Annotated in this window: 19 protein-coding genes; 9 read left to right on the forward strand and 10 right to left on the reverse strand. The window is 73.9% G+C overall.

Annotated features, from left to right (window positions below; translation table 11 throughout):
• The first annotated feature begins 62 nt into the window (after window positions 1–62).
• The 3 genes from NX794_RS01665 (at window position 63) to NX794_RS01675 (ending at window position 3,964) form a co-directional block, all read left to right on the forward strand.
• Window positions 63–932, forward strand: a complete 870-nt coding sequence (locus NX794_RS01665; RefSeq protein WP_258776196.1) for a LysR substrate-binding domain-containing protein — start codon at window positions 63–65, stop codon at window positions 930–932.
• Window positions 933–1,206: 274 nt separating this feature from the next.
• Window positions 1,207–3,033, forward strand: a complete 1,827-nt coding sequence (locus NX794_RS01670; RefSeq protein ID WP_258776197.1) for an AMP-dependent synthetase/ligase — start codon at window positions 1,207–1,209, stop codon at window positions 3,031–3,033.
• A gap of 94 nt (window positions 3,034–3,127) precedes the next feature.
• Window positions 3,128–3,964, forward strand: coding sequence for an aldo/keto reductase (locus NX794_RS01675; RefSeq protein WP_309505952.1), 837 nt, complete (start codon window positions 3,128–3,130; stop codon window positions 3,962–3,964).
• Window positions 3,965–4,060: 96 nt separating this feature from the next.
• Here NX794_RS01675 and NX794_RS01680 read toward each other — a convergent pair whose 3' ends face one another.
• Window positions 4,061–4,675 carry a hypothetical protein gene (locus NX794_RS01680; protein ID WP_258776199.1) on the reverse strand — a complete coding sequence of 205 codons (615 nt, stop codon included), beginning with the start codon at window positions 4,673–4,675 and terminating at the stop codon, window positions 4,061–4,063.
• A gap of 206 nt (window positions 4,676–4,881) precedes the next feature.
• Here NX794_RS01680 and NX794_RS01685 point away from each other — a divergent pair, with 206 nt between their 5' ends.
• Window positions 4,882–5,571: a glycoside hydrolase family 75 protein gene (locus tag NX794_RS01685; protein ID WP_258776200.1), complete on the forward strand. Its 690-nt coding sequence runs from the start codon at window positions 4,882–4,884 to the stop codon at window positions 5,569–5,571.
• 75 nt (window positions 5,572–5,646) lie between these two features.
• Here the strand turns inward: NX794_RS01685 and NX794_RS01690 are convergent, their stop codons facing one another.
• From NX794_RS01690 to NX794_RS01700, 3 genes are all read right to left on the reverse strand, one after another.
• Window positions 5,647–6,543, reverse strand: coding sequence for a class I SAM-dependent methyltransferase (locus tag NX794_RS01690; protein ID WP_258776201.1), 897 nt, complete (start codon window positions 6,541–6,543; stop codon window positions 5,647–5,649).
• Between the two features lie 150 nt (window positions 6,544–6,693).
• Window positions 6,694–7,437, reverse strand: coding sequence for a class I SAM-dependent methyltransferase (locus NX794_RS01695; RefSeq protein ID WP_258776202.1), 744 nt, complete (start codon window positions 7,435–7,437; stop codon window positions 6,694–6,696).
• 5 nt (window positions 7,438–7,442) lie between these two features.
• Window positions 7,443–7,748, reverse strand: a complete 306-nt coding sequence (locus NX794_RS01700) for a 4a-hydroxytetrahydrobiopterin dehydratase (protein ID WP_258776203.1) — start codon at window positions 7,746–7,748, stop codon at window positions 7,443–7,445.
• 89 nt (window positions 7,749–7,837) lie between these two features.
• Between NX794_RS01700 and NX794_RS01705 the strand changes: the two genes are divergently transcribed.
• Window positions 7,838–8,683, forward strand: coding sequence for a helix-turn-helix domain-containing protein (locus tag NX794_RS01705; RefSeq protein ID WP_258776204.1), 846 nt, complete (start codon window positions 7,838–7,840; stop codon window positions 8,681–8,683).
• 98 nt (window positions 8,684–8,781) lie between these two features.
• Window positions 8,782–9,645: a helix-turn-helix domain-containing protein gene (locus NX794_RS01710; RefSeq protein ID WP_258776205.1), complete on the forward strand. Its 864-nt coding sequence runs from the start codon at window positions 8,782–8,784 to the stop codon at window positions 9,643–9,645.
• Window positions 9,646–9,759: 114 nt separating this feature from the next.
• Here NX794_RS01710 and NX794_RS01715 read toward each other — a convergent pair whose 3' ends face one another.
• From NX794_RS01715 to NX794_RS01725, 3 genes are all read right to left on the reverse strand, one after another.
• A complete protein-coding gene (locus NX794_RS01715; protein ID WP_258776206.1) occupies window positions 9,760–10,185 on the reverse strand; it encodes an OsmC family protein in 426 nt (141 codons plus the stop codon).
• A 75-nt stretch (window positions 10,186–10,260) separates the two neighbouring features.
• On the reverse strand, window positions 10,261–12,372 hold the full coding sequence (locus NX794_RS01720) for a phage holin family protein (RefSeq protein ID WP_428985829.1): 2,112 nt from the start codon (window positions 12,370–12,372) through the stop codon (window positions 10,261–10,263).
• A 130-nt stretch (window positions 12,373–12,502) separates the two neighbouring features.
• Complete coding sequence (locus NX794_RS01725) at window positions 12,503–12,904, reverse strand: hypothetical protein (protein WP_258776396.1); 402 nt, start codon at window positions 12,902–12,904, stop codon at window positions 12,503–12,505.
• A gap of 114 nt (window positions 12,905–13,018) precedes the next feature.
• Between NX794_RS01725 and NX794_RS01730 the strand changes: the two genes are divergently transcribed.
• Together NX794_RS01730 and NX794_RS01735 are read left to right on the forward strand one after the other, a co-directional pair.
• On the forward strand, window positions 13,019–13,792 hold the full coding sequence (locus tag NX794_RS01730; RefSeq protein WP_258776398.1) for an MBL fold metallo-hydrolase: 774 nt from the start codon (window positions 13,019–13,021) through the stop codon (window positions 13,790–13,792).
• Between the two features lie 20 nt (window positions 13,793–13,812).
• The gene (locus NX794_RS01735) at window positions 13,813–14,424 is read left to right on the forward strand and encodes a DedA family protein (protein WP_428985835.1); all 612 of its coding nucleotides are present in this window, start codon (window positions 13,813–13,815) and stop codon (window positions 14,422–14,424) included.
• Between the two features lie 25 nt (window positions 14,425–14,449).
• Here the strand turns inward: NX794_RS01735 and NX794_RS01740 are convergent, their stop codons facing one another.
• The 3 genes from NX794_RS01740 to NX794_RS01750 all read right to left on the reverse strand — a co-directional run bounded on the left by NX794_RS01740 (window position 14,450) and on the right by NX794_RS01750 (window position 17,646).
• The gene (locus tag NX794_RS01740) at window positions 14,450–15,565 is read right to left on the reverse strand and encodes an MBL fold metallo-hydrolase (RefSeq protein WP_258776210.1); all 1,116 of its coding nucleotides are present in this window, start codon (window positions 15,563–15,565) and stop codon (window positions 14,450–14,452) included.
• Window positions 15,562–16,818, reverse strand: coding sequence for an aminotransferase class I/II-fold pyridoxal phosphate-dependent enzyme (locus NX794_RS01745; protein ID WP_258776212.1), 1,257 nt, complete (start codon window positions 16,816–16,818; stop codon window positions 15,562–15,564). Before NX794_RS01745 ends, NX794_RS01740 begins: the two co-directional genes overlap by 4 nt.
• Before the next feature lie 114 nt (window positions 16,819–16,932).
• Window positions 16,933–17,646, reverse strand: coding sequence for a hypothetical protein (locus tag NX794_RS01750; RefSeq protein ID WP_258776213.1), 714 nt, complete (start codon window positions 17,644–17,646; stop codon window positions 16,933–16,935).
• Window positions 17,647–17,933: 287 nt separating this feature from the next.
• Here NX794_RS01750 and NX794_RS01755 point away from each other — a divergent pair, with 287 nt between their 5' ends.
• On the forward strand, window positions 17,934–19,730 hold the full coding sequence (locus NX794_RS01755) for a thiamine pyrophosphate-requiring protein (protein ID WP_258776214.1): 1,797 nt from the start codon (window positions 17,934–17,936) through the stop codon (window positions 19,728–19,730).
• Window positions 19,731–19,788: the final 58 nt, after the last annotated feature.

The following is a 19,788-nucleotide window of genomic DNA, read 5'->3' on the forward strand; positions in this document are numbered from 1 at the left end:
GGGAATCCCGCACACCACTCTGACTGCCATCACGTCTCATGATGACCGGCTAGGCTCGGAACGTGTACGACCCGACGCACCTGCGCACGTTCCTGGCGGTCTCCCAGACCCTGAGCTTCACCCAGGCCGCCGCGCGGCTGGGGCTGCGCCAGTCCACGGTGAGTCAGCACGTGCGCCGGCTGGAGGACGCGGCCGGGCGGCAGCTGTTCTCCCGGGACACCCACTCGGTGGAGCTGACCGAGGACGGCGAGGCGATGCTCGGCTTCGCCCGCCGGTTGCTGGAGGTGCACGAGCAGGCGACGGCGTTCTTCACCGGCACCCGGGTGCGGGGTCGGCTACGGTTCGGCGCGTCGGAGGACTTCGTGCTCACCCGGCTGCCCGAGATCCTGGAGCGCTTCCGGCACGACCACCCCGAGGTCGACCTGGAGCTGACGGTCGAGCTGTCCGGGACCCTGCACGAGCGGCTGGCCGCCGGGAAGCTGGACCTGGTGCTGGCCAAGCGGCGTGCGCAGGATCCGCGCGGGGAGCTGGTCTGGCGCGACGAGCTGGTGTGGATCGGCGCGGAGCGGCTGCGCCTCGACCCCGACCGCCCGGTGCCGCTGATCGTGTACCCGCCGCCCGGCATCACCCGGGCCCGCGCCCTGGAGGCGCTGGACCGGCAGGGCAGGGAGTGGCGGATCGCGTGCACGAGCGGCAGCCTCAACGGCCTGATCGCGGCGGCCCGCGCCGGACTCGGGGTGATGGCCCACGCCCGCCGCCTCGTCCCGCCCGGCCTCACCCGCCTTCCGGACCGCGCGGGCCTCCCCGACCTCGGCCGCATCGACTTCGTCCTCGCCCACGGCCACCGCCCCACCCCGGCCACCGGCGCCGCGAAGGCCCTGGCGGCGGCGATCCTGGCGGGCGGCGAGGAACTGCGGCGGCGGAGCGAGTGAGAGGCCGGCCCGCGGACAGGCCGCCGGTAGCGCAGCCGCCCGTGCCGGGCGCGTACAGATTCGGTGGAGATTACGGCGGCGGAACTTACCGACCCGTCAGTAGTGTGTCCGGCCCTTCCCCATGTGCGGGCATTTTCCGGCCGGCGCACCGGTGAAACGTGAGGTTTGCTCGGTTTCCTACCCCCTCCCGCGCGCCGAAAGTGTGGGGTAGCTTTCACCGCGCTGTGCCGAGCGTCACCGACGCGACCAGGCAGTGAGGACCGGGGAGCGAGGATTGCGCGAGTTCACCAACCCGCCGGCCACGTCGGCGCCGCCGGTGGGCGGTCTGGCCGACGTCGTCTTCGAGCACGCCCGGACCGACCCGCTGCACATCGCCCTCGGCCGCAAGGACACCACCGGGCAGTGGCGGGACGTGACCGCCGCCGAGTTCCGCGACGAGGTCCTCGCCCTGGCCAAGGGCCTGCTCGCGGGCGGCGTCCGGTTCGGCGACCGCGTCGCCGTGATGTCCCGCACCCGCTACGAGTGGACCCTCTTCGACTTCGCCCTGTGGACCATCGGCGCCCAGGTGGTGCCCGTCTACCCCACGTCCTCGGCGGAGCAGTGCTTCTGGATGCTGTACGACGCGGAGGTGTCGGCGGCGGTCGTGGAGCACGAGGACCACGCCATGACCATCGCCACCGTCATCGACCGGCTCCCGCAACTGCGCCGCCTGTGGCAGCTCGACTCCGGCTGTGTGCAGGAGCTGTACGACGCCGGGGCGCACCTGGACGACGAGGTGGTGCACCGGCACCGGCAGGCGGTCACCCCGGACTCGGTCGCCACGGTCATCTACACCTCGGGCACCACCGGCCGCCCCAAGGGCTGTGTGCTCTCGCACGGCAACTTCATGTTCGAGGCGGACACCGTCCTCGAACGCTGGGAGCCGGTGTTCCACTCCCGCAAGGGGGACGAGGCGTCCACCCTGCTGTTCCTGCCGCTGGCGCACGTCTTCGGGCGAATGGTGGAGGTCGCCGCGATCCGCGGCCGGGTCCGGTTCGGCCACCAGCCGCAGCTGCACGCCGCCGCCCTGCTGCCCGACTTGGCCGCGTTCCGGCCGACGTTCATCCTCGCCGTGCCGTACATCTTCGAGAAGGTGTTCAACGCGGCCCGCCGCAAGGCGGAGAAGGAGGGCAGATCCGGGCCCTTCGAGAAGGCGGTCGACATCGCGGTGAAGTACGCGGAGGCCCTGGAGGCCAAGGCGTGGGGTCTCGGGCCCGGCCCGTCGGCGGGGCTGCGCGTGCAGCACCAGATGTTCGACAAGCTCGTCTATGCCAAGGTGCGGGCGGCGATGGGCGGCCGGATCCGCAACGCGATGTCCGGGGGCTCCGGCATGGACCGCCGGCTGGGGCTGTTCTTCGCGGGCGCGGGCGTGCAGATCTACGAGGGCTACGGCCTGACCGAGTCCACGGCGGCGGCCACCGCCAACCCGCCCGAGCGCACCCGCTACGGCACGGTCGGCCAGGCCATCCCGGGCGTGACCGTGCACATCGGGGACGACGGCGAGATCTGGCTGAACGGCGGCAACGTCTTCCAGGGCTACCTGAACAACCCGAAGGCCACCGACGAGACCCTGCACGACGGCTGGCTCGCCACCGGCGACCTGGGCTCGCTGGACGAGGACGGCTATCTCACCATCACCGGCCGCAAGAAGGAGATCCTGGTGACCTCCGGCGGCAAGAGCGTCTCGCCGGGCGTGCTGGAGGAGCGGGTGCGCGAGCATCCGCTGGTCAACCAGTGCATCGTGGTCGGCAACGACCGCCCGTACATCGCCGCGCTGGTCACCCTCGACCCGGAGGCGGTGGAGCACTGGCTGCTGATGCGCGACAAGCCGAGGCTGTCCCCGGCCGACCTGGTGCGCGACCCGGACCTGGAGACGGAGGTCCGGCGGGCGGTGGTCGCGGCGAACACGCTGGTCTCGCAGGCCGAGTCGATCCGCACCTTCCGGATACTGGCCCAGCCGTTCACGGAGGAGCACGGGCTGCTCACCCCCTCCCTGAAGCTGAAGCGCAAGGCCATCGAGAAGGCCTACGACACCGAGGTCGAGGCCCTCTACCGCGGCTGAGCGGCAATCGGGATCCGCCGTACGGAATGCATCGCGGGCCGTGATCGTTGACGATGGAGTACCACCTGTCGACAACCGAAGGATCAAGAGGCTCGTGAGCAGCAAGGTCCCCCCGATCATCCTCAACAACGGCGTCGAGATGCCCCAGCTGGGCTACGGCGTATGGCAGGTGCCGGACGACGAGGCCGAGCGGGCCGTCGCCACGGCACTGGAGGCCGGGTACCGCAGCATCGACACAGCGGCGATCTACGGCAACGAAGAGGGCACCGGCAAGGCCATCGCGGCCTCGGACGTGCCCCGCGAGGACATCTTCGTCACCACCAAGCTCTGGAACAGCGACCAGGGGTACGACGCCACCCTGCGCGCCTTCGACGCGTCGCTGGCCAAGCTGGGTCTGGACTACCTGGACCTGTACCTGATCCACTGGCCGCTGCCGTCCCGTGGCACCTACACCGACACCTACAAGGCGTTCGAGAAGCTGTACGCCGACGGCCGGGTCAAGGCCATCGGCGTGTCCAACTTCCTTCCGGAGCACCTGCGCCGGCTCGTCGACGAGACGTCCGTCGTCCCGGCGGTCAACCAGATCGAGCTGCACCCGCACCTCCAGCAGCGCGTGGCGCGGGAGTTCCACGCCGAGCAGGGCATCGCCACCGAGGCCTGGTCGCCGCTCGGCCAGGGCAAGGGCCTGCTGGAGGTGCCGGCCGTCGTCGCGATCGCGCAGAAGCACGACCGCACCCCGGCCCAGGTCGTGCTGCGCTGGCATGTGCAGCTCGGCAACGTCGTGATCCCGAAGTCCGTGACGCCGGCCCGGATCAAGGAGAACATCGCGGTGTTCGACTTCAGCCTGGACGACGAGGACCTCGCGGCGATCAGCGCGCTCAACGAGGACCGGCGCCTGGGCCCCGACCCGGCCGCCTTCGACGTCGTCTGACGCGGTCCGTTCGTCCGAGTCCGACGCCGTCCGGCACCCTGCCGGAGCGGTACCGTGCGCCCCGCCGACCGGCGGGGCGCACGGCCATGTGGCCCCTCACAGGGTGCGGGCGTCGGCGTGCACGACCTCGAACTCCTCCAGGCCGACCACCGTCACCTCCGCCTTGGCGGCCCCCTCCCGCCGGACCCGAGCCTGGCCGGCGCGGGAGGCGGCGAGGGAGTGCGGGTCGGTGAAGAGGGTGCCGACGAGGCCGCGACCGCGGTGCCGGTCCAGGAAGAGCGCGGCCCGGGCCAGTCCCGGCAGGGCCTCCAGTCGGGGCAGCAGATCGGCGTGGAAGGCGTCGGCGAACAGGTCCGCGTCCGCCGGATCGAACTCCACGCGGGCGAGGCGCAGTCCGCCGCCGGTGGTGGAGCGCTGGTGGAGCGCGTGGAAGACGGCGACCTCGTAGTTCTCGACCGCGACCGTTCCGGCGAAGGGCCCCAGCAGCGCGGGGCGGCGCTCGCGCATCACCTCGTCGCTGTTGTACCGGGCCTCCTCGGTCTCCCACCAGCTGACCGAGAGCAGTTTGCCGAGCTGCCGGTCGACGAAGACCCCTGCTCCCCGGTACCCGGGGCGTTCCTCCAGCAGGTCGTGGCCCCGGGAGTTGAGGGCCCGGACCGCCGTGTCCAGCTCGGCGGGATCGCCGGTGGCGTACACCGTGCGCACGAACATGACGTCCACCTCCCAGCGCGATGGCCTCGGACAGGGTAGGACATTTCCGGCACACCCCCTGCCGCCAGTCTTGCCCGGGACACCAACCTCCGCAATCGGCGCGGGTTTCACCACCGAACGACCGAAGGGTTGACGAGGACATGCAAACAGGTCCACCGTGTACGACACCCGGTAAGGAAAGTTTCCTAACAGAAGGGTCCCCCACCGTGCGCCTTCGAACACTAACCCTCGCCGCGGCCTCCGGCGCCGCCCTCCTCGCGGCCGGCGTCCTGCCCGCGAACGCCACCGCCTCCCCCACGTCCGCCCAGGAGGGCACCGTCAGCGCGGCCGACCTGCTGGCCAAGGTGTCGTCCTGTACGCAGCTCTCCAGCGGCAAGTACCGGACCGACGAGGAGACCGCCGCCACCGTCCCCGTCTGCGGGAAGAACGGCGCGGTCTTCTGGAAGGCCGACATGGACATCGACTGCGACGGCCAGCGCACCACCAACTGCAACGAGGACCGCGACCCCTGGTACCAGGCCGACACCGCCTTCCACCAGTCCGACGGCAAGCCGCTGAAGGCCGAGTCGCTCCCCTACGTCGTGGTGCCCAGCTCCAGCGCCATCTGGAACTACGCGAACGCCGGCATCAAGGGCGGCGGTGTGGTCGCGGTCATCTACAACAACAAGGTGGAGTACGCCGTCGTCGGCGACACCGGCCCCACCGAGATCATCGGCGAGGCCTCCTACGCCACCGCGAAGGCACTCGGCATCGACCCCGACCCGGAGACGGGCGGCACCGACTCGGGCGTCACCTACCTCCTCTTCAAGAACTCCAAGGCGTCCCCCATCGAGAGCCACAGCGCGGCCGTGACCCTGGGGGACCAACTGGCCAGGCAGTTCCTGTCCGCCAACTGAGCGAAACGGCAGATCGGTTGGCTGCCCCACCGGCCGACCAGGTGCCGGCCGGCCGGTCCGGGCTCGTCCTGGGCCTCAGACCGGCCGCACCGCCGTATGCACCGTGTACGCCCCCAGCACGAACACGTCCGGCCGGTGGTGGACGCTCGTCGGGGCGGACGGGGCGAGGAGGTGGTCGAGGGTGGTGCGGTCCTCGGGGGTGAGGGTGTCGGAGAAGCCGTCGCGCAGGTGGGCGAGGGTCGCGACGACGTAGGCGCGGGTGCGGGCGGTCGCGGGGGCGGGGAGGTCGAGGAGGAAGCTGCGGGTGCGGGGACGGATCAGGCCGGCGGCGGTCAGCAGGGCGGTCCAGTCCTCGGTCTCGGCGGCCGAGCCGGGCAGGCCGGCCCGCATCCGGGCGAACCGTTCCTCCTCCAGGGCGTCGAGCCGGGCCTGGAGGCCTGGGCGGCCGATGCCGATGTCGCGGGGCAGGAAGCGGGTGGGCAGGCCGCCTTCGAGGAGGACCAGGGTGCCGCCGGGCGCGAGCCGGTCGGCGAAGGCGGTGAGGGCGGCGCGCTGGTCGCCCAGGTGGTGCAGGCTGCGGCCGGCCCACAGCAGGTCCGCCGGGTAGTCCAACTCGGACAGCACTGTCGGGAGTTCGCCGGTGAGGGTGTCGAAGCGGTCGGTCACGCCCTGGCGGGCGGCGCGGGCGCGGGCGCGCTCCAGGAGCGGTTCGCTGCCGTCCACGGCGAGGATCCGGGCGGCCGGGAACGCCTCGGCGAACAGGCACGAGACGACTCCGGGACCGCTGCCCGCGTCCACGATCAGCCCCGGATCGGTCACCTCCCGCGCGAGCCAGGCCATGGCCCGCTCGTAGACGGGGGTCATGAGGTCGGCCTCCGACTCCAGATGGGAGGCCTGCGCGCCCCAGTCGACGGCCGTGCCGTGGTCGTGACCGGTGGCGTGCCGGTGGGTGTGGTGGTGTGCGGGTGCCATGCCGGTCAGCCTTTCGTCGGTTCCCGGCCAGGGTGCGACGGTGTGGCGGGCGGAGGCCAGTGACGTTGCCGGGACGGCAAAAACGGGATACGGAATGGCAACGCCGGCGCAGAGGACGGAGGGCTGGACGGGGCGGGGTGCCGGTAGGGATCAGCCGGGTTTGCGGAACGCGCACAGGGTGAAGACCGGGTCCACGCGGGGGCGGTCCTGGTCCGGCAGCCGGGCCAGGCGGGCGGCGAACTCCTCGGTACGCGGCTCGCCCGGGGGCAGTTGGGTGAACCAGCCGCGGCGCAGATCGGCGATGGTGGAGCGGGGGCTGCGGCCCTGTCCGGTGCCACGGAACGAGGTACGGCCCGAGGGCTGGAGCCCGTGCCGGGCGGCATGCGCGACCACCTGTTCCGCGGCGTCAGCGGCGGGGCGGCGCGGGCGGGGCGCGAGAACGGCGTCGACGTCGCTGCCGACGTCGTGCGCGGCGGCCTTGTCGACCGTGGTGACGTACAGCCCGCCGGGCCGCAGCACGCGGGCGCACTCGGCGACGACGGCGTCCCGGTCGGCGGGGTCGTCCAGCAGGTGCAGCAGCCACACGGTGGTGACCACGTCCGCGCAGGCGGTGCGGAAGGGCAGGCGGCGGCTGTCGGCCCGCACGATCGCGCCGGGCAGCCGCGCGGTGGCCATGCGGACCATGGCGGGGGTGAGGTCGGCGCCCGTCACGCGCAGGCCGGGGCGGGCGGTGGCGAGCCGGCGGGTGACGATCCCGGTGCCGCAGGCGATGTCCAGCAGCCGGGTGGCGGTGCCGGGTATCAGGGCGAGGAGGGACTCGGTGGCCGCGGCGGCGCGGGCCTCGCCGCCGCGCGAGGCGTCGTAACGGCCGGCTTCCTTGTCGTAGTCGAGCACACCGCTCAGTGTGCGCCGTGGCCGGGGGCGATGTCCTCCACCCTGCGGGCGAGAGCGAAATCCTTCGCGGTGAGGGCGCCGCCCGCGCTGTGCGTGTGCACGCTGAGGGAGACGGTGTCGTAGCCGAGGGTGAGGTCGGAGTGGTGGTCCAACTCGTCCTGGACGGCGGCGATGTGCGCCACCAGCGCGGCCGCCGCCACATGCGAAGCCAGCCGGTAGGAGCGGGTGAGCCGGCCGTCCGCGACCGACCAGCCGGGCAGCCCGGTCAGCGCGTCCTCGATCTCCTGCGGCGACAGCGGTTCGACGGCCATGGGCCGGCTCCCTTCGCGGTGGCGGGACCCCGGCCGGGGTCCCCGGGTAGGGGTTCAGTGGTTCAGCCTGCCACGGCTAGGGTCGCCGTATGACCACTGTCGCGTCCGGTCCCGTCGTAGCCGCGTCACCCGCGTCCCGTACCGCCGCCGACCGGGGAGTCGGCCCGCTGCTGCGCGCCTGGCGGGAGCGGCGGCGCGTCTCCCAGCTGGAGCTGGCGCTGCGGGCCGACTCCTCCGCCCGGCACATCAGCTTCGTGGAGACCGGCCGGTCCCGGCCGAGCGAGGACATGGTGCTGCGGCTCGCCGAGCAGCTGGAGGTGCCGGTGCGCGAGCGCAACGCGCTGCTGCTGGCGGCCGGTTACGCCCCGCACTACCCGGAGACCCCACTGGACGACCCGGCCCTGGACGCGCTGCGCGACGGCATGGAGCGGCTGATCCGGGGCTACGAGCCCTACCCGGCACTGGTGGTCGACGCCGGCTACACGGTGCTGGCGTCGAACCGGGGCATCGAGATGCTGCTGGCGGGTGTGGCGCCCGAACTGCTGGCCCCGGCGCCGAACGCCATGCGGCTGACCCTGCACCCGCGGGGGCTGGCGCCGCGGATCCGGAACCTGCGGGAGTGGCGGGGGCATCTGCTGGCCCAGATGGAGCGGGAGATCGCCGTGCACCGCTCCGAGCGGCTGCGCGCGCTGTACGAGGAGGTGGCAGCCTACCCGGTGCCGCCGGAGGACGCGCCGGGTGCCGAACCGGCCGAACCCGACGTCCACTTCGCGCTGCCGCTGCGGATCAAGCACGACGGGCGGCTGCTGTCGTTCGTGTCGTCCATCTCCACGTTCAACACCCCGATGGACGTCACGGTGTCCGAGATCGCCATCGAGACGTTCCTGCCGGCGGACCGCGAGACCACCGGATATCTGCACACGCTGGCAGGTTGACGCACCGGTTCCTACCGACTCCGCTCGACCACGTGTGCGAGAACGGCCGGTCGTGACAGACTGCCCCCGTACTTCGGCGCGTTGGGGGAGGGCGTGGCGTGAGTGAGCGGCGGCCGGCGCCCACCGTGGGTCAGGTGGTGCTCGGCAAGCGGTTGCAGGAGCTGCGCGAGGCGGCCGGGCTGAGCCGGGAGGAGGCCGCCCGGGTGCTCCGGGTGGCGTCGGCGACCGTACGGCGCATGGAGATGGCCGAGGTCGCGCTGAAGATCCCCTACGTGCAGGTGCTGCTGACCACCTACGGGGTCGGGGCGGACGAGGCGGGCGCCTTCGTGCGGCTGGCCGAGGAGGCGAACCAGCCGGGCTGGTGGCAGCGGTTCCACGACGTGCTGCCGGACTGGTTCAGCCTGTACGTCAGCCTGGAGGGCGCCGCCCGGGTCATCCGCTCCTACGAGCCGCACTTCGTGCCCGGACTGCTCCAGACGGAGGAGTACGCGCGTGCCGTGATGGAGGCCGGCACGATAGGGCAGACCCAGCCGGCGGCGGTGGAGCGGCACGTGTCGCTGCGCATGGAGCGGCAGCGGCTGCTGGAGCGCCCCGACCCGCCCCACCTGTGGGTGATCATGGACGAGACGGTGCTGCGGCGCCCGGTGAGCACTCGCCCCGAGGTGCTGCGCGGCCAGCTGGACCGGCTGCTGGAGTACGCGGAGCGGGACCGGGTCACCCTCCAGATCGCGGAGTTCGCGAGCGGCCCGCATCCGGGGACGTATGCGCCGTTCACCCTGTTCCGGTTCGCGGAGCCGGAGTTGCCGGACATGGTGTTCACCGAGTACCTGACCGGCGCGCTGTACCTGGACTCGCGCCGGGAGGTCTCCTCGCACTTGGAGGTGCTGGACCACATGACGGCCCTGGCGGCCTCGGCGCAGCGCACGATGAAGCTGCTGCGGGAGTGCCGCGAGTCGCTCTGAGCAGCCCCCGTGCCCAAGGGGCCGCGTCCGCAGCGGCGGGGCTGGGAACGGCTGAGCGGCTGGTGGTGCCGCGCCCTCCGTCACGGGGGCGCGGCACTCCAAACGCCGGGCGGCTCAGGCCAGTTCGGCCGTGAGCGTGATGGTCGTACCGGTCAGGGCCTGGCTGACCGGGCAGTTCTTCTTGGCGTCCTCGGCGGCCGAGGCGAAGCCCTGCGCGTCCAGACCGGGCACCTCGCCGCGCACGGTCAGGTGGATGCCGGTGATGCCCTCACCGGGCTGGAAGGTGACGTCGGCCTTGGTCTCCAGCCGGGTGGGCGCGGTGCCGGCGCCGGTCAGGGCGTGCGAGAGGGCCATGGAGAAGCAGCTGGAGTGGGCGGCGGCGATCAGCTCCTCGGGGCTGGTCTTGCCGTTCGCGTCCTGGGCGCGCGAGGCCCACGTCACCGGCTGCTGCCCGATGCCGGAGGAGTCGAAGGTGACGACGCCGTTGCCGTCGAGCAGGGTGCCTTCCCAGACGGTGTGTGCGATGCGCGTGGTGGCCACGGTGGGTCCTTTCGGCGTGGGGTCCCGTTGCCGGGATGTCTCTGGCCCTATCCGATCACATCGGGGCCCGCGGGTTCAGGCGGCCCGCTCCTCCGGGGCGTCGGCGGGCAGCGGCACCTGCGGGCCGTCCAGCTCGGCCAGCCAGCGGCGCAGGACCTGGTGCACCTCCTCGGCGCCGACCGGCTCCCGCCCGTCGGCGGTGGGGGCGGTCAGGTCCAGCGGGGAGAGCAGGAAGGGGCGTGACTGGGCGCCGCCGAGGCCGCCGTGCGAGCCGATCTGCTCCTCGAAGGCGAGGACCTCACCGTCGGCGGGCTCGTAGGCGGAGTTCACCATGATGTCCGCGGTGTGCGGGAAGGAGTGGGTGCGCCGTACGGCGTCGGCGGCGCCGGGGCCGAAGCGGGCCAGCGGTCCGCGGTCGTCGGTCAGTTCGGCCAGCGGGATCTCGGCTCCGTGGGCGGCCAGCAGCACCCCGTCGTGCCGCTCGCTGCGCACCAGCAGGAAGCCGATGCCGGGATGGTGGGCGAGGGTGGTGAGCAGGGCGGGGTGGCGGGCGTCGATCTCCTCCTTGGTCATGCGGTGCGGCACGTCCGGGAAGGAGACCAGGCCGAGGTTGCCCGAGGCCAGCACGATCGGCTCCGAGCCGGGGGCGGGGCGGTGCCGCCCGCCGCTCTCCTCGACGGGCCGGCGCAGCGCCGCGCGGACGGCGGCGCGGGCCTCCGCGCCGCTGTGCGTGCGCTGGGCGCGGCGCGGCACGGCCAGTCCGCAGCCGGCCCGGACGAGGTCGCCGAGGGTGAGGCCGTAGCGGGCGCGGAAGGTCTCACCGGGGCTCTGGCCGTGGTCGGACAGGACCACGATCCGGTAGGGGCGCGGGGCGTGTTCGGCGACCCGCTCCAGCAGGGCGAGGGCGCGGTCCAGGCGCTGGAGCACCTTCTCGGCGTCCCGGCTGCCCGGCCCGGAGTGGTGGGCGACCTCGTCGTAGGCGACCAGGTCGGCGTAGACGACGGTGCGGCCGGCGAGCAGGTCGCCCATGACCGCGGCGACGACGACGTCCCGTTCCACGACGGTGGCGAAGGCGCGGACGAACGGGTAGAGGCCACCCCGGCTGACCCGTGGGCGCTGCCCCCGGACGCGGGCCCGGACGGACTCGCCGATCTCGCGGCCCACCTCGGCGACGAAGGACAGGGCGGTGCGGACGGCGTTGGCGGGGTCGGAGAAGTAGGCGAAGTAGCCGGCGCGGGAACGGTTCTCCCGGCTGCGGCGGCGGGCGGCTATGGACAGCACGAGGGCCTGTTCGCCGGCGCCGCCGCTGAAGAGGTTGCCGCGGCTGGCGCCGTCGACGGCGAGCAGTCCCTCCTCGCCGGTGCGCAGCACGGCCCGGTACTGGAGTTCGGCGGCGCTGGTGGGCCGGTTGCTGACCATCACCTCGCCGCGGTCCTTCTCGTACCAGCGGAAGGCGGGCACGTCGAAGGTGCTGCCGTGCAGGATGCCGAGCTGGCTGGCCCCGGTCTGGCTGGACCAGTCGGTGCGCCAGGGGGTGAGGCGGTGGGTGGGCGGCGGGACGGGTCCGACGGGCGGCTCGTCGCCGTCGGGTCTCGCGAGCCAGCGGGCGACCGTCGGCATCAGTCCCGCGCGGACCGCGCCGGTGAGCACGTCGTGGCCGACGCCGTCGAGCTGTACGCAGATCAGACCCGGGGCGGACGGGCCGGGCGGCCGGTGCCGGCTGCCCCGCATGGCCAGGCGGTGCAGGCGCCGGCGGTAGGCCTCGTCGTCGCGCACGGTGAGGGCGGCGCCGGTGGCGGAGGCGACCGCGGACATCACGGCGGCGACGATGACGGCGGTCTCCGGCGCGGCCTCGCCCCGGCCGGAGGGGTTGACGTGCAGCGCGAGCAGCAGCAGGGAGCCGTTGAGGAAGAAGACCAGCAGGCCGAGCACGAAGGCCGGCACGAGCAGCAGCAGCCGGACCAGCAGCGGCCAGGCGACGGCCGAGAGCAGCCCGAAGGCCCCCGCGCCGCAGGCCGCCGTGACCGCGATACGGGTGGCGCTGTCGCCGCCGGGGGCCTGGAGCCGGAAGTCGGGCAGCAGCCCGGCGAGGAGCAGCATGGTGAGCGTGGAGACCACCCATACGGCGACGCTCCGCCCGATCTGACTGGCGATCCGCCGCCACCGCACGCCTCGCACGCCCCGCACCTCTCACGTCCCGGCCCGCTCGACCGGACCCCGGCTCCACCTTGTCATACCGGACGCGCCCGGCCCGGGGCCGTACGTCCCGCCCGGCCCCGGGCCGTACGACCCGGGCTCAGCGGCCCCGGCCGGGGATTCAGCGGCCGTCGTAGCCGGCCGTCGGCATCGACAGGCGCCGGTGGACGCGGGCCTTCATCTGCGCGTCGTACGACGGCTCGGCCCGGCCCACCGTCTCCACGCGCACCCCGCGGCGGGCGCACTCGGCGGTGAACTCCGCCACCGAGGACAGGGCGCGCGCGAGCACCCGGGTGCTGGGCGCGACGAACACGTCCACTCCGGGCCGCACCCCGTCCCACAGCGCGCAGTGGTCGAAGCGCAGCCCGCCGACCAGGATCTCCCGTGCGATCACGAAGCCGTGCTCGGCCGCCCAGCGGGCGCACATGGCGTGCTGGCTGCGGGAGTCCACCAGAAAGGGGTCGGACTCCAGCTCCTCCAGAGGTGTCAGACTCGCGATCGCGGTCACCCGCACCGGCGTGATCGCGTCGAAGGCACCCCGCGGCCGTCCCATGGCGTCCCCCTCACCTCCGGGTTTCGTCGCAGACCCTACTCCTGCCCGTAGGCTTCGGGGAGTCGCGTGAAGGAGGCGAAGAAGGTGCCGGTGGAGATCACCTGGTGGGGTCACGCCACCTGCACCGTGGAGGATGCGAACACCCGGGTCCTCACCGATCCCCTGTTCGCCCGCCGGCTGGCGCATCTGCGGCGCCGCCGGGGCGCCCCGCCGCCCGCCGAGGCCCGCCGTGCCGACCTGGTGCTCGTCAGCCATCTGCACGCCGACCATCTGCACCTGCCCTCGCTGGCCGCCCTCGACCCGGGCACGCGCCTGCTCGTGCCCCGGGGCGCACTCCGGGCGGTACCCGGTCTGCGCCGGCTGCGGTCGCTGCAAATCAGCGAGGTGGTCCCCGGTGATGAGGTGCGCGCCGGCGAGCTGCTGGTGCGGGTGGTGCCGGCCCTGCATGACGGGCGGCGGCTGCCGGTGGGCCCGCAGCGCTCGCCCGCGCTCGGCTACGTCGTCGCGGGCGAGGCGCGCACCTACTTCGCCGGGGACACCGGGCTGTTCGACGCGATGGCCGACGAGGTCGGGCCGGTGGACGTGGCGCTGCTGCCGGTGGGCGGCTGGGGGCCGTACCTCGGCGAGGGACACCTGGACGCGGGGCGCGCGGCGCGGGCCGTGGCCCGGCTGGCGCCGCGGCTGGCGGTGCCGGTGCACTACGGCACGTACTGGCCGATCGGCATGGACGCGGTGCGCCCGCACGAGTTCCACACGCCGGGCGACGAGTTCGTACGGCTGTCCGCGCTCGCCGCGCCGCAGGTGACGGTCCGCAAGCTCGGGCACGGCGAGAGCGTCCGGCTGGAGGTCGCGCGGTGATACGTGGGGCCTGCGCCGCGGTGCTCACCGCCGCGGCGACGACGTCGAGCCTGTCGCCGGACGTGACCCGGCAGGCGCTCGGCTATCCGTCGCTCTTCCTGCTGGTGCTGATCGGGGCGCTGGTGCCGGTGGTGCCGACCGGGGCGCTGGTGAGTTCGGCGGCGGTGGTGGCCTTCCACCAGACGGCACCCTTCTCGCTGCTCCTGCTGTTCGGCACGGCGTCGCTGGCCGCGTTCCTCGGGGACGCGGCGCTGTACTGGCTGGGGCGGCGCGGGATGCGCTCGGAGCACGGGTCGCGGTGGCTGGAGGCGATCCGGTCGCGGGCCCCGGAGGAGCGGCTTGAGCAGGCGCGGGGGAAGCTGGCGGAGCACGGGGTGGCGGTGCTGGTGCTGTCCCGGCTGGTGCCGGCCGGCCGGATACCGGTGATGCTCGCCTGCCTGATGGCCGACTGGCCGCTGCGGAGGTTCGCCCGGGGGAACGGGCCGGCGTGCCTGGCCTGGGCGGTGACGTACCAGGTGATCGGGATCCTGGGGGGTTCGCTGTTCCCCGAGCCCTGGGAGGGGGTCCTGGTGGCGATCGCGCTGACACTGCTGGTCAGCGCGGTGCCGAGCGTGGTACGGCGGTTTCGGTGACGGCGTGACGGTTTGCTCGCGTGTCTCAGCCGAGGGTGCCCGAGCCGCCCACCGGCAGATCCCACAGGTCCTCGCGGACGAGGCCCGCTTTCTCCCAGGCCGCGCGGACGCGGGTGAGGGGTTCCAGGACCGGTTCGGCGGAGAGCACGAAGGTGCCCCAGTGCATGGGGGCCATGCGGTGGGCGCCCAGGTCGAGGGTGGCCTGGACGGCTTCCTCGGGGTCGCAGTGGACGTCGCTGAGCCACCAGCGCGGGTCGTAGGCGCCGATGGGCATCAGGGCGAGGTCGATGCCGGGGTAGCGGCGGCCGATCCGGGAGAACCAGTGGCCGTATCCCGTGTCCCCGGCGAAGTAGACGCGCCGGCCGTCGGCGGCGGTGAGGACCCAGCCGCCCCAGAGGCTGTGACAGGTGTCGGTGAGGCTGCGCTTGGACCAGTGGTGCGCGGGCACGAAGTCGAAGCGCGTACCGGAGAGTTCGGCGCCCTCCCACCAGTCCAGCTCGGTGACGACCGTGAACCGGCGGCGCCGGAACCAGCGTCCGAGGCCGGCCGGCACGAACACCGGGGTGTCGCGCGGGAGTCGGCGCAGGGTGGGGGCGTCGAGGTGGTCGTAGTGGTTGTGGCTGATGACGACGGCGTCCACCCGCGGCAGGCTGTCCCACTCGACGCCGACCGGGGTGACGCGGGCCGGGGTGCCCAGGATGCGGCGGGACCAGACCGGGTCGGTGAGGACGGTCAGACCGCCGATCCGGACGACCCAACTGGCGTGCCCCGCCCAGGTGATGGAAAGGCCGCGGGCGTCGACGCGGGGCAGCGGGGCCGGCTCGTACGGCAGCCGGGGGATGTCCACGAGGCCTTCCGGGCCGGGGCGTACGGCACCCTCGCGGGCGAAGCGGGCGAGGCCCTTCAGGCCGGGCAGCGGGGCGGTCAGCCGGTCGTGGAACGTGCGCGGCCAGACCCGGCGTTCACCGATCGGGCGGGGGTCGGCGAGCGGTGGGAACGGGGGTGCGGGTGCGGGTGTGACGGCGGCGGGGGCGGGGGCCGCCAAGGTCTCGGCGGTCGTCAGGGTGACGGCGGGGTCGGCGGCGGGCGGAACGGTCAGTCCGGGCTCGTTCGTCTGCTGCGGCTGCGTCTGCTGCGTCATCGAGGCTGCTCCCATCGCTGGGCGTCGTCGCCGAGGTCGTCGAACACCGATCTCAGGGAGGTCAACGCCCGTTGCACTTGTGGCAGTTCCAACGGCGCGGGTGACGTGAGGCATTCCGCGCGTTCCGCGTCCGTGCCGCCCAGCAGGGGCCCGGTGGCGAGCCGTACCCGCAGGGCGCCGAGGTCGTCGCCGAAGCGGTGGCCGCCGGGGGCGGATGTGCCGAGGCGATCGGTGAGCAGGTCCTCCAGTTCCTGGGCGTCAGCGACGCCGCGGCCGGCCAGGGGTGCGCGCAACGGGCCGAGGTCGGCGTACAGATGGCGGCCGGCGCGGGGCGGCCGGGCGAGGGCGCCGGCGGCCACCACGGCGGTGTGCGCGGCCGCGGCCAGGCGGGCGTGCAGCCGTACCGTGGCCGCGCGGCGCTCGGTGACCGGCGGCGGTTCGTCCAGGACGTAGCCGGCCGCCACGGCGACCGGGGTGGCGATGCGGGCGCCGAGCGCGGTGAGGAGGTCGAGCACGCGGGCGCGCAGGTGCCGGCCGTCCTCGGTGGCCGGGAAGCGGGCGACGGCGGCCGGCCAGCCGGGCGGGAGCAGTGCCCCGGCCAGGTCGGTGACGACGGTGACCCGGTCCGGCCACATCTCGGCGGGGCTGAGCAGCACGGTCTCGTGCGGGTCGTGCACGGTGTCGCGCCAGGTCTCGTCGCTGACCAGGTGCAGTCCCTCGGCTGCCGCGGCCTCGACGGTCTCGTGCAGGAGTTCGGGCGGGGCGACGGTGGCGATGGGGTCGTCCGCGACGGACAGCACCAGCAGCCGCGGGTCGCCGCCCTCCGCGCGCACCCGGCGGACCGTCTCCAGCAGGGCGTACGGGTCGGGCACGCCGCCGCTCTCGGCGGGGGTGGGCACGTGGAAGACGGGCCGGCCGAGCAGCCGGGCGTACGGCGCCCACCAGGCGGCGCAGGGGCGGGGCACCAGGACGGCGCCGCCGTCCCCGGCGAGCGCCGCGGTGACGGCGGTGAGCAGGGCCGGGGCGCCGGGTGCGGCGGCGACCTGGTCGGGGACGCCGGGCAGCCCGCGCCGGGTCCAGTAGCCGCAGGCCGCCTCCAGCAGGGCGGGGGCGCCGCCGACGGGCTGGGCGTCGGCGCGGTCCGCTGCGGCGGCGAGCACGGCGGTCAGTTCGGGCAGCAGGGGCAGGCCGTCGCCGGGCGGCGGCGGGCCGTGCCGGACGGAGCCGTGCCCCTCGGGGTCCGTCCGCCGCATGTCCGCCTCCACACAGTGCCGTGTGCCGACCGGGGTTGTTGGTGCCGGTGTGTCCTCGGAAGGGTCTCTACCCGCCGGGCGGCCCGCCAAGGCCGGTGTCCGTGCTCGCCCCCGTCACAGCCCCGGCATCTCCCCGCTCCCGTCCCCGGCCGGCCGCCGGCGGCCGAGCAGCCGGTAGGCGGCACCGGCGCAGGCGGCGGCGACGCACGCTCCGCCGGCGACGAGGGCGGGTACCGAGCCGCCGAAGGCACCGCCCGTACCGGCCTCCACGCCGTGCTGCTCGGGCAGCTGGGCGCAACCGCCGCTGCCCTGGCCGGTACGGCAGTCCTGCCCGCCCTGGCAGGAGGAGCCGTGCGACGACTCGGCGCACCAGCCACCGCCGTCCTCGCCCTTACCGGTGTTCTCACCCTTGCCGGTGTTCTCGACCTTCCCGCCGTTCTCGGTCTTTCCTGGGGTGTCCCCTTGCTTTACGGGGATGTCCCCCTGCTTTCCGAGGACGTCTCCTTGCTTCTCGGGGGTCTCCTCCTGCCCGGCGCCCTGCCCGAGGCTTTGCCCGGCGCCCTCGGGGTCGCCCGCGCAGGAGGCCTCCTCGCACCAGCCGCCGGCGTCGTCGCAGGGCGGGGCGGGGATGTCGGCCGCCTCGGGCGCGAGTCCGGCACCGTCGTCGCAGGCCGGCGGGGCGCTGCCGGGATGGCTCGGGGCGGTGCCGGCGTGGCTGGGGACGGGCGCGCCGGGACCGGTGTCGGCGGCGAGGGCGGTGGGACCGGCCAGCGCGAGCGCGGCACCGGCGGCGAGGGCGACGGACAGGGCGCGGGCGGTGCGGCGCATGAGAGGGACTCCTCGGCTGCTGCGGCGGGACGATGGACGGACGTCGGGTGCGCACCGGCGGCGGGCCGCGCGGCGCCACGGGTGCGGGGCACGGGGCCGTGCCCTCCCTTGCCATCACAGCCCGCGCCGCGCCGTACCGCGCGCGGCCGTGCCCCATTCGCGGGACAGGGACGCCCGGCCGGGTGACGGCGTACCACCGCGCCCGGAGGTTTTCCGTGTCCGGCGCAGGTGACTCGGTGGGGCAGACCGGTTGGACCGCTTCGTACCGCACCCGGGAGGTCCCCCAGATGAGCGTCAAGGTCTCCGACCACATCCTCGAACGCCTGCGCGCGTGGGGCGTGGACCAGGTCTTCGGCTATCCCGGCGACGGCATCAACGGACTCCTCGCCGCCTGGGGCCGCGCCGAGGACCGGCCGAGGTTCATCCAGTCCCGGCACGAGGAGATGTCCGCGTTCGAGGCCGTCGGGTACGCCAAGTTCAGCGGGAAGCTCGGCGTGTGCGTGGCGACCTCGGGGCCGGGCGCGATCCATCTGCTCAACGGACTGTACGACGCGAAGCTCGACCACGTGCCGGTGCTGGCGATCGTCGGCCAGACCGACCGGACCGCGATGGGCGGCTCCTACCAGCAGGAAGTCGACCTGCACACGCTCTACAAGGACGTCGCCTCGGAGTTCGTGGAGACGGTCACCGTCCCCGAGCAGCTGCCGAACGTGCTGGACCGGGCGATCCGCACCGCGTACGCGCGCCGCTGCCCGACCGCCCTGATCATCCCCGGTGACGTGCAGGAACTGGACTACTCGCCGCCCACGCACGCGTTCAAGATGGTGCCGTCCAGCCTGGGCATGAGCGACGGCACGGCGACCCCGACGGACTCGGCGCTGCGCCGGGCGGCGGACGTGCTGAACTCGGGCGACAAGGTCGCGATCCTGGTCGGCCAGGGCGCCGCCGGGGCGGTGGCGGAGGTGCGGGAGATCGCCGAGCTGCTCGGCGCGGGCGTCGCGAAGGCGCTGCTGGGCAAGGACGTGCTGAGCGACGAACTGCCGTACGTCACCGGGCCGATCGGGCTGCTGGGCAGCCGGCCGTCGTACGAGCTGATGCGGGACTGCGACACCCTGCTGACCATCGGCTCGTCGTTCCCGTACACGCAGTTCATGCCGGAGTTCGGCAAGGCGCGGGGCGTGCAGATCGACCTGGACGCGCACATGATCGGCATGCGCTACCCGTACGAGGTGAACCTGGTCGGAGACGCGCGGGCGACGCTGCGCCGGCTGATCCCGCTGCTGGACGCCGACCGGGGCGGGCGCGAGTGGTACGACACCGTGTGCGCGAACGTGCGCCGCTGGCACGAGACGATGGAGCGGCGGGCCGGGCTGGCGGCGGACCCGATCAACCCGGAGTACGTGGCCCGCGCGCTGGACCCGCTGCTGCCGGACGACGCGATCCTGACCGCGGACTCCGGTTCGGTGGCCAACTGGTACGCGCGGCACATCACCATGCGGCCGGGCATGCGCGGCTCGCTGTCCGGGACGCTGGCGACGATGGGCCCCGGTGTGCCGTACGCGATCGGCGCCAAGTTCGCGCACCCGGACCGGCCGGTGGTCGCGCTGGTCGGCGACGGCGCGATGCAGATGAACGGGCTGGCGGAGATGATCACCGCGGCGAAGTACCGGGACCGCTGGCCGGACCCGCGGCTGGTGGTGGCCGTCTGGAACAACCAGGACCTCAACCAGGTGACCTGGGAGATGCGGGCGATGGAGGGCGCGCCCTCCTTCCTGCCCTCGCAGCAGCTGCCGGACGTGCGGTACGCCGCCTTCGCCCGCTCCCTCGGCCTGACCGGCATCCGCGTGGAGAAGCCCGAGGACGTGACGGCCGGCTGGCGCGCGGCCCTGGCGGCCGACGGCCCCGCCGTGATCGAGTTCCTCACCGACCCCGCCGTACCCCCCATCCCGCCGCACGCCACCTGGGAGCAGATGGAAGCCACGGCCGCCGCCGTCCTCAAGGGCGACCCCGACCGTGCCTCGGTCGTCAAGCAGGGCCTGAAGGCCAAGGTCCAGGAGTTCCTGCCGGGGCGGAGCAGGCAGTAGCGGACCGGCCGACTTCGCAGGGCCGGTATGGGTGTCGGGCCGCCTCTGCCGGGTACGC

Origin of the sequence: Streptomyces pyxinicus, assembly GCF_024753135.1 — a bacterium.
In the GTDB taxonomy this organism is placed as follows: domain Bacteria; phylum Actinomycetota; class Actinomycetes; order Streptomycetales; family Streptomycetaceae; genus Streptomyces; species Streptomyces pyxinicus.

Coding starts and splice junctions, on each gene's coding strand:
- NX794_RS01680 (WP_258776199.1), bottom strand. CDS start 4,675: ATGTTCGTGCGCACGGTGTACGCCACCGGCGATCCCGCCGAGCTGGAC.
- NX794_RS01690 (WP_258776201.1), bottom strand. CDS start 6,543: ATGGCACCCGCACACCACCACACCCACCGGCACGCCACCGGTCACGAC.
- NX794_RS01700 (WP_258776203.1), bottom strand. CDS start 7,748: ATGGCCGTCGAACCGCTGTCGCCGCAGGAGATCGAGGACGCGCTGACC.
- NX794_RS01705 (WP_258776204.1), top strand. CDS start 7,838: ATGACCACTGTCGCGTCCGGTCCCGTCGTAGCCGCGTCACCCGCGTCC.
- NX794_RS01740 (WP_258776210.1), bottom strand. CDS start 15,565: ATGACGCAGCAGACGCAGCCGCAGCAGACGAACGAGCCCGGACTGACC.
- NX794_RS01745 (WP_258776212.1), bottom strand. CDS start 16,818: ATGCGGCGGACGGACCCCGAGGGGCACGGCTCCGTCCGGCACGGCCCG.
- NX794_RS01750 (WP_258776213.1), bottom strand. CDS start 17,646: ATGCGCCGCACCGCCCGCGCCCTGTCCGTCGCCCTCGCCGCCGGTGCC.
- NX794_RS01755 (WP_258776214.1), top strand. CDS start 17,934: ATGAGCGTCAAGGTCTCCGACCACATCCTCGAACGCCTGCGCGCGTGG.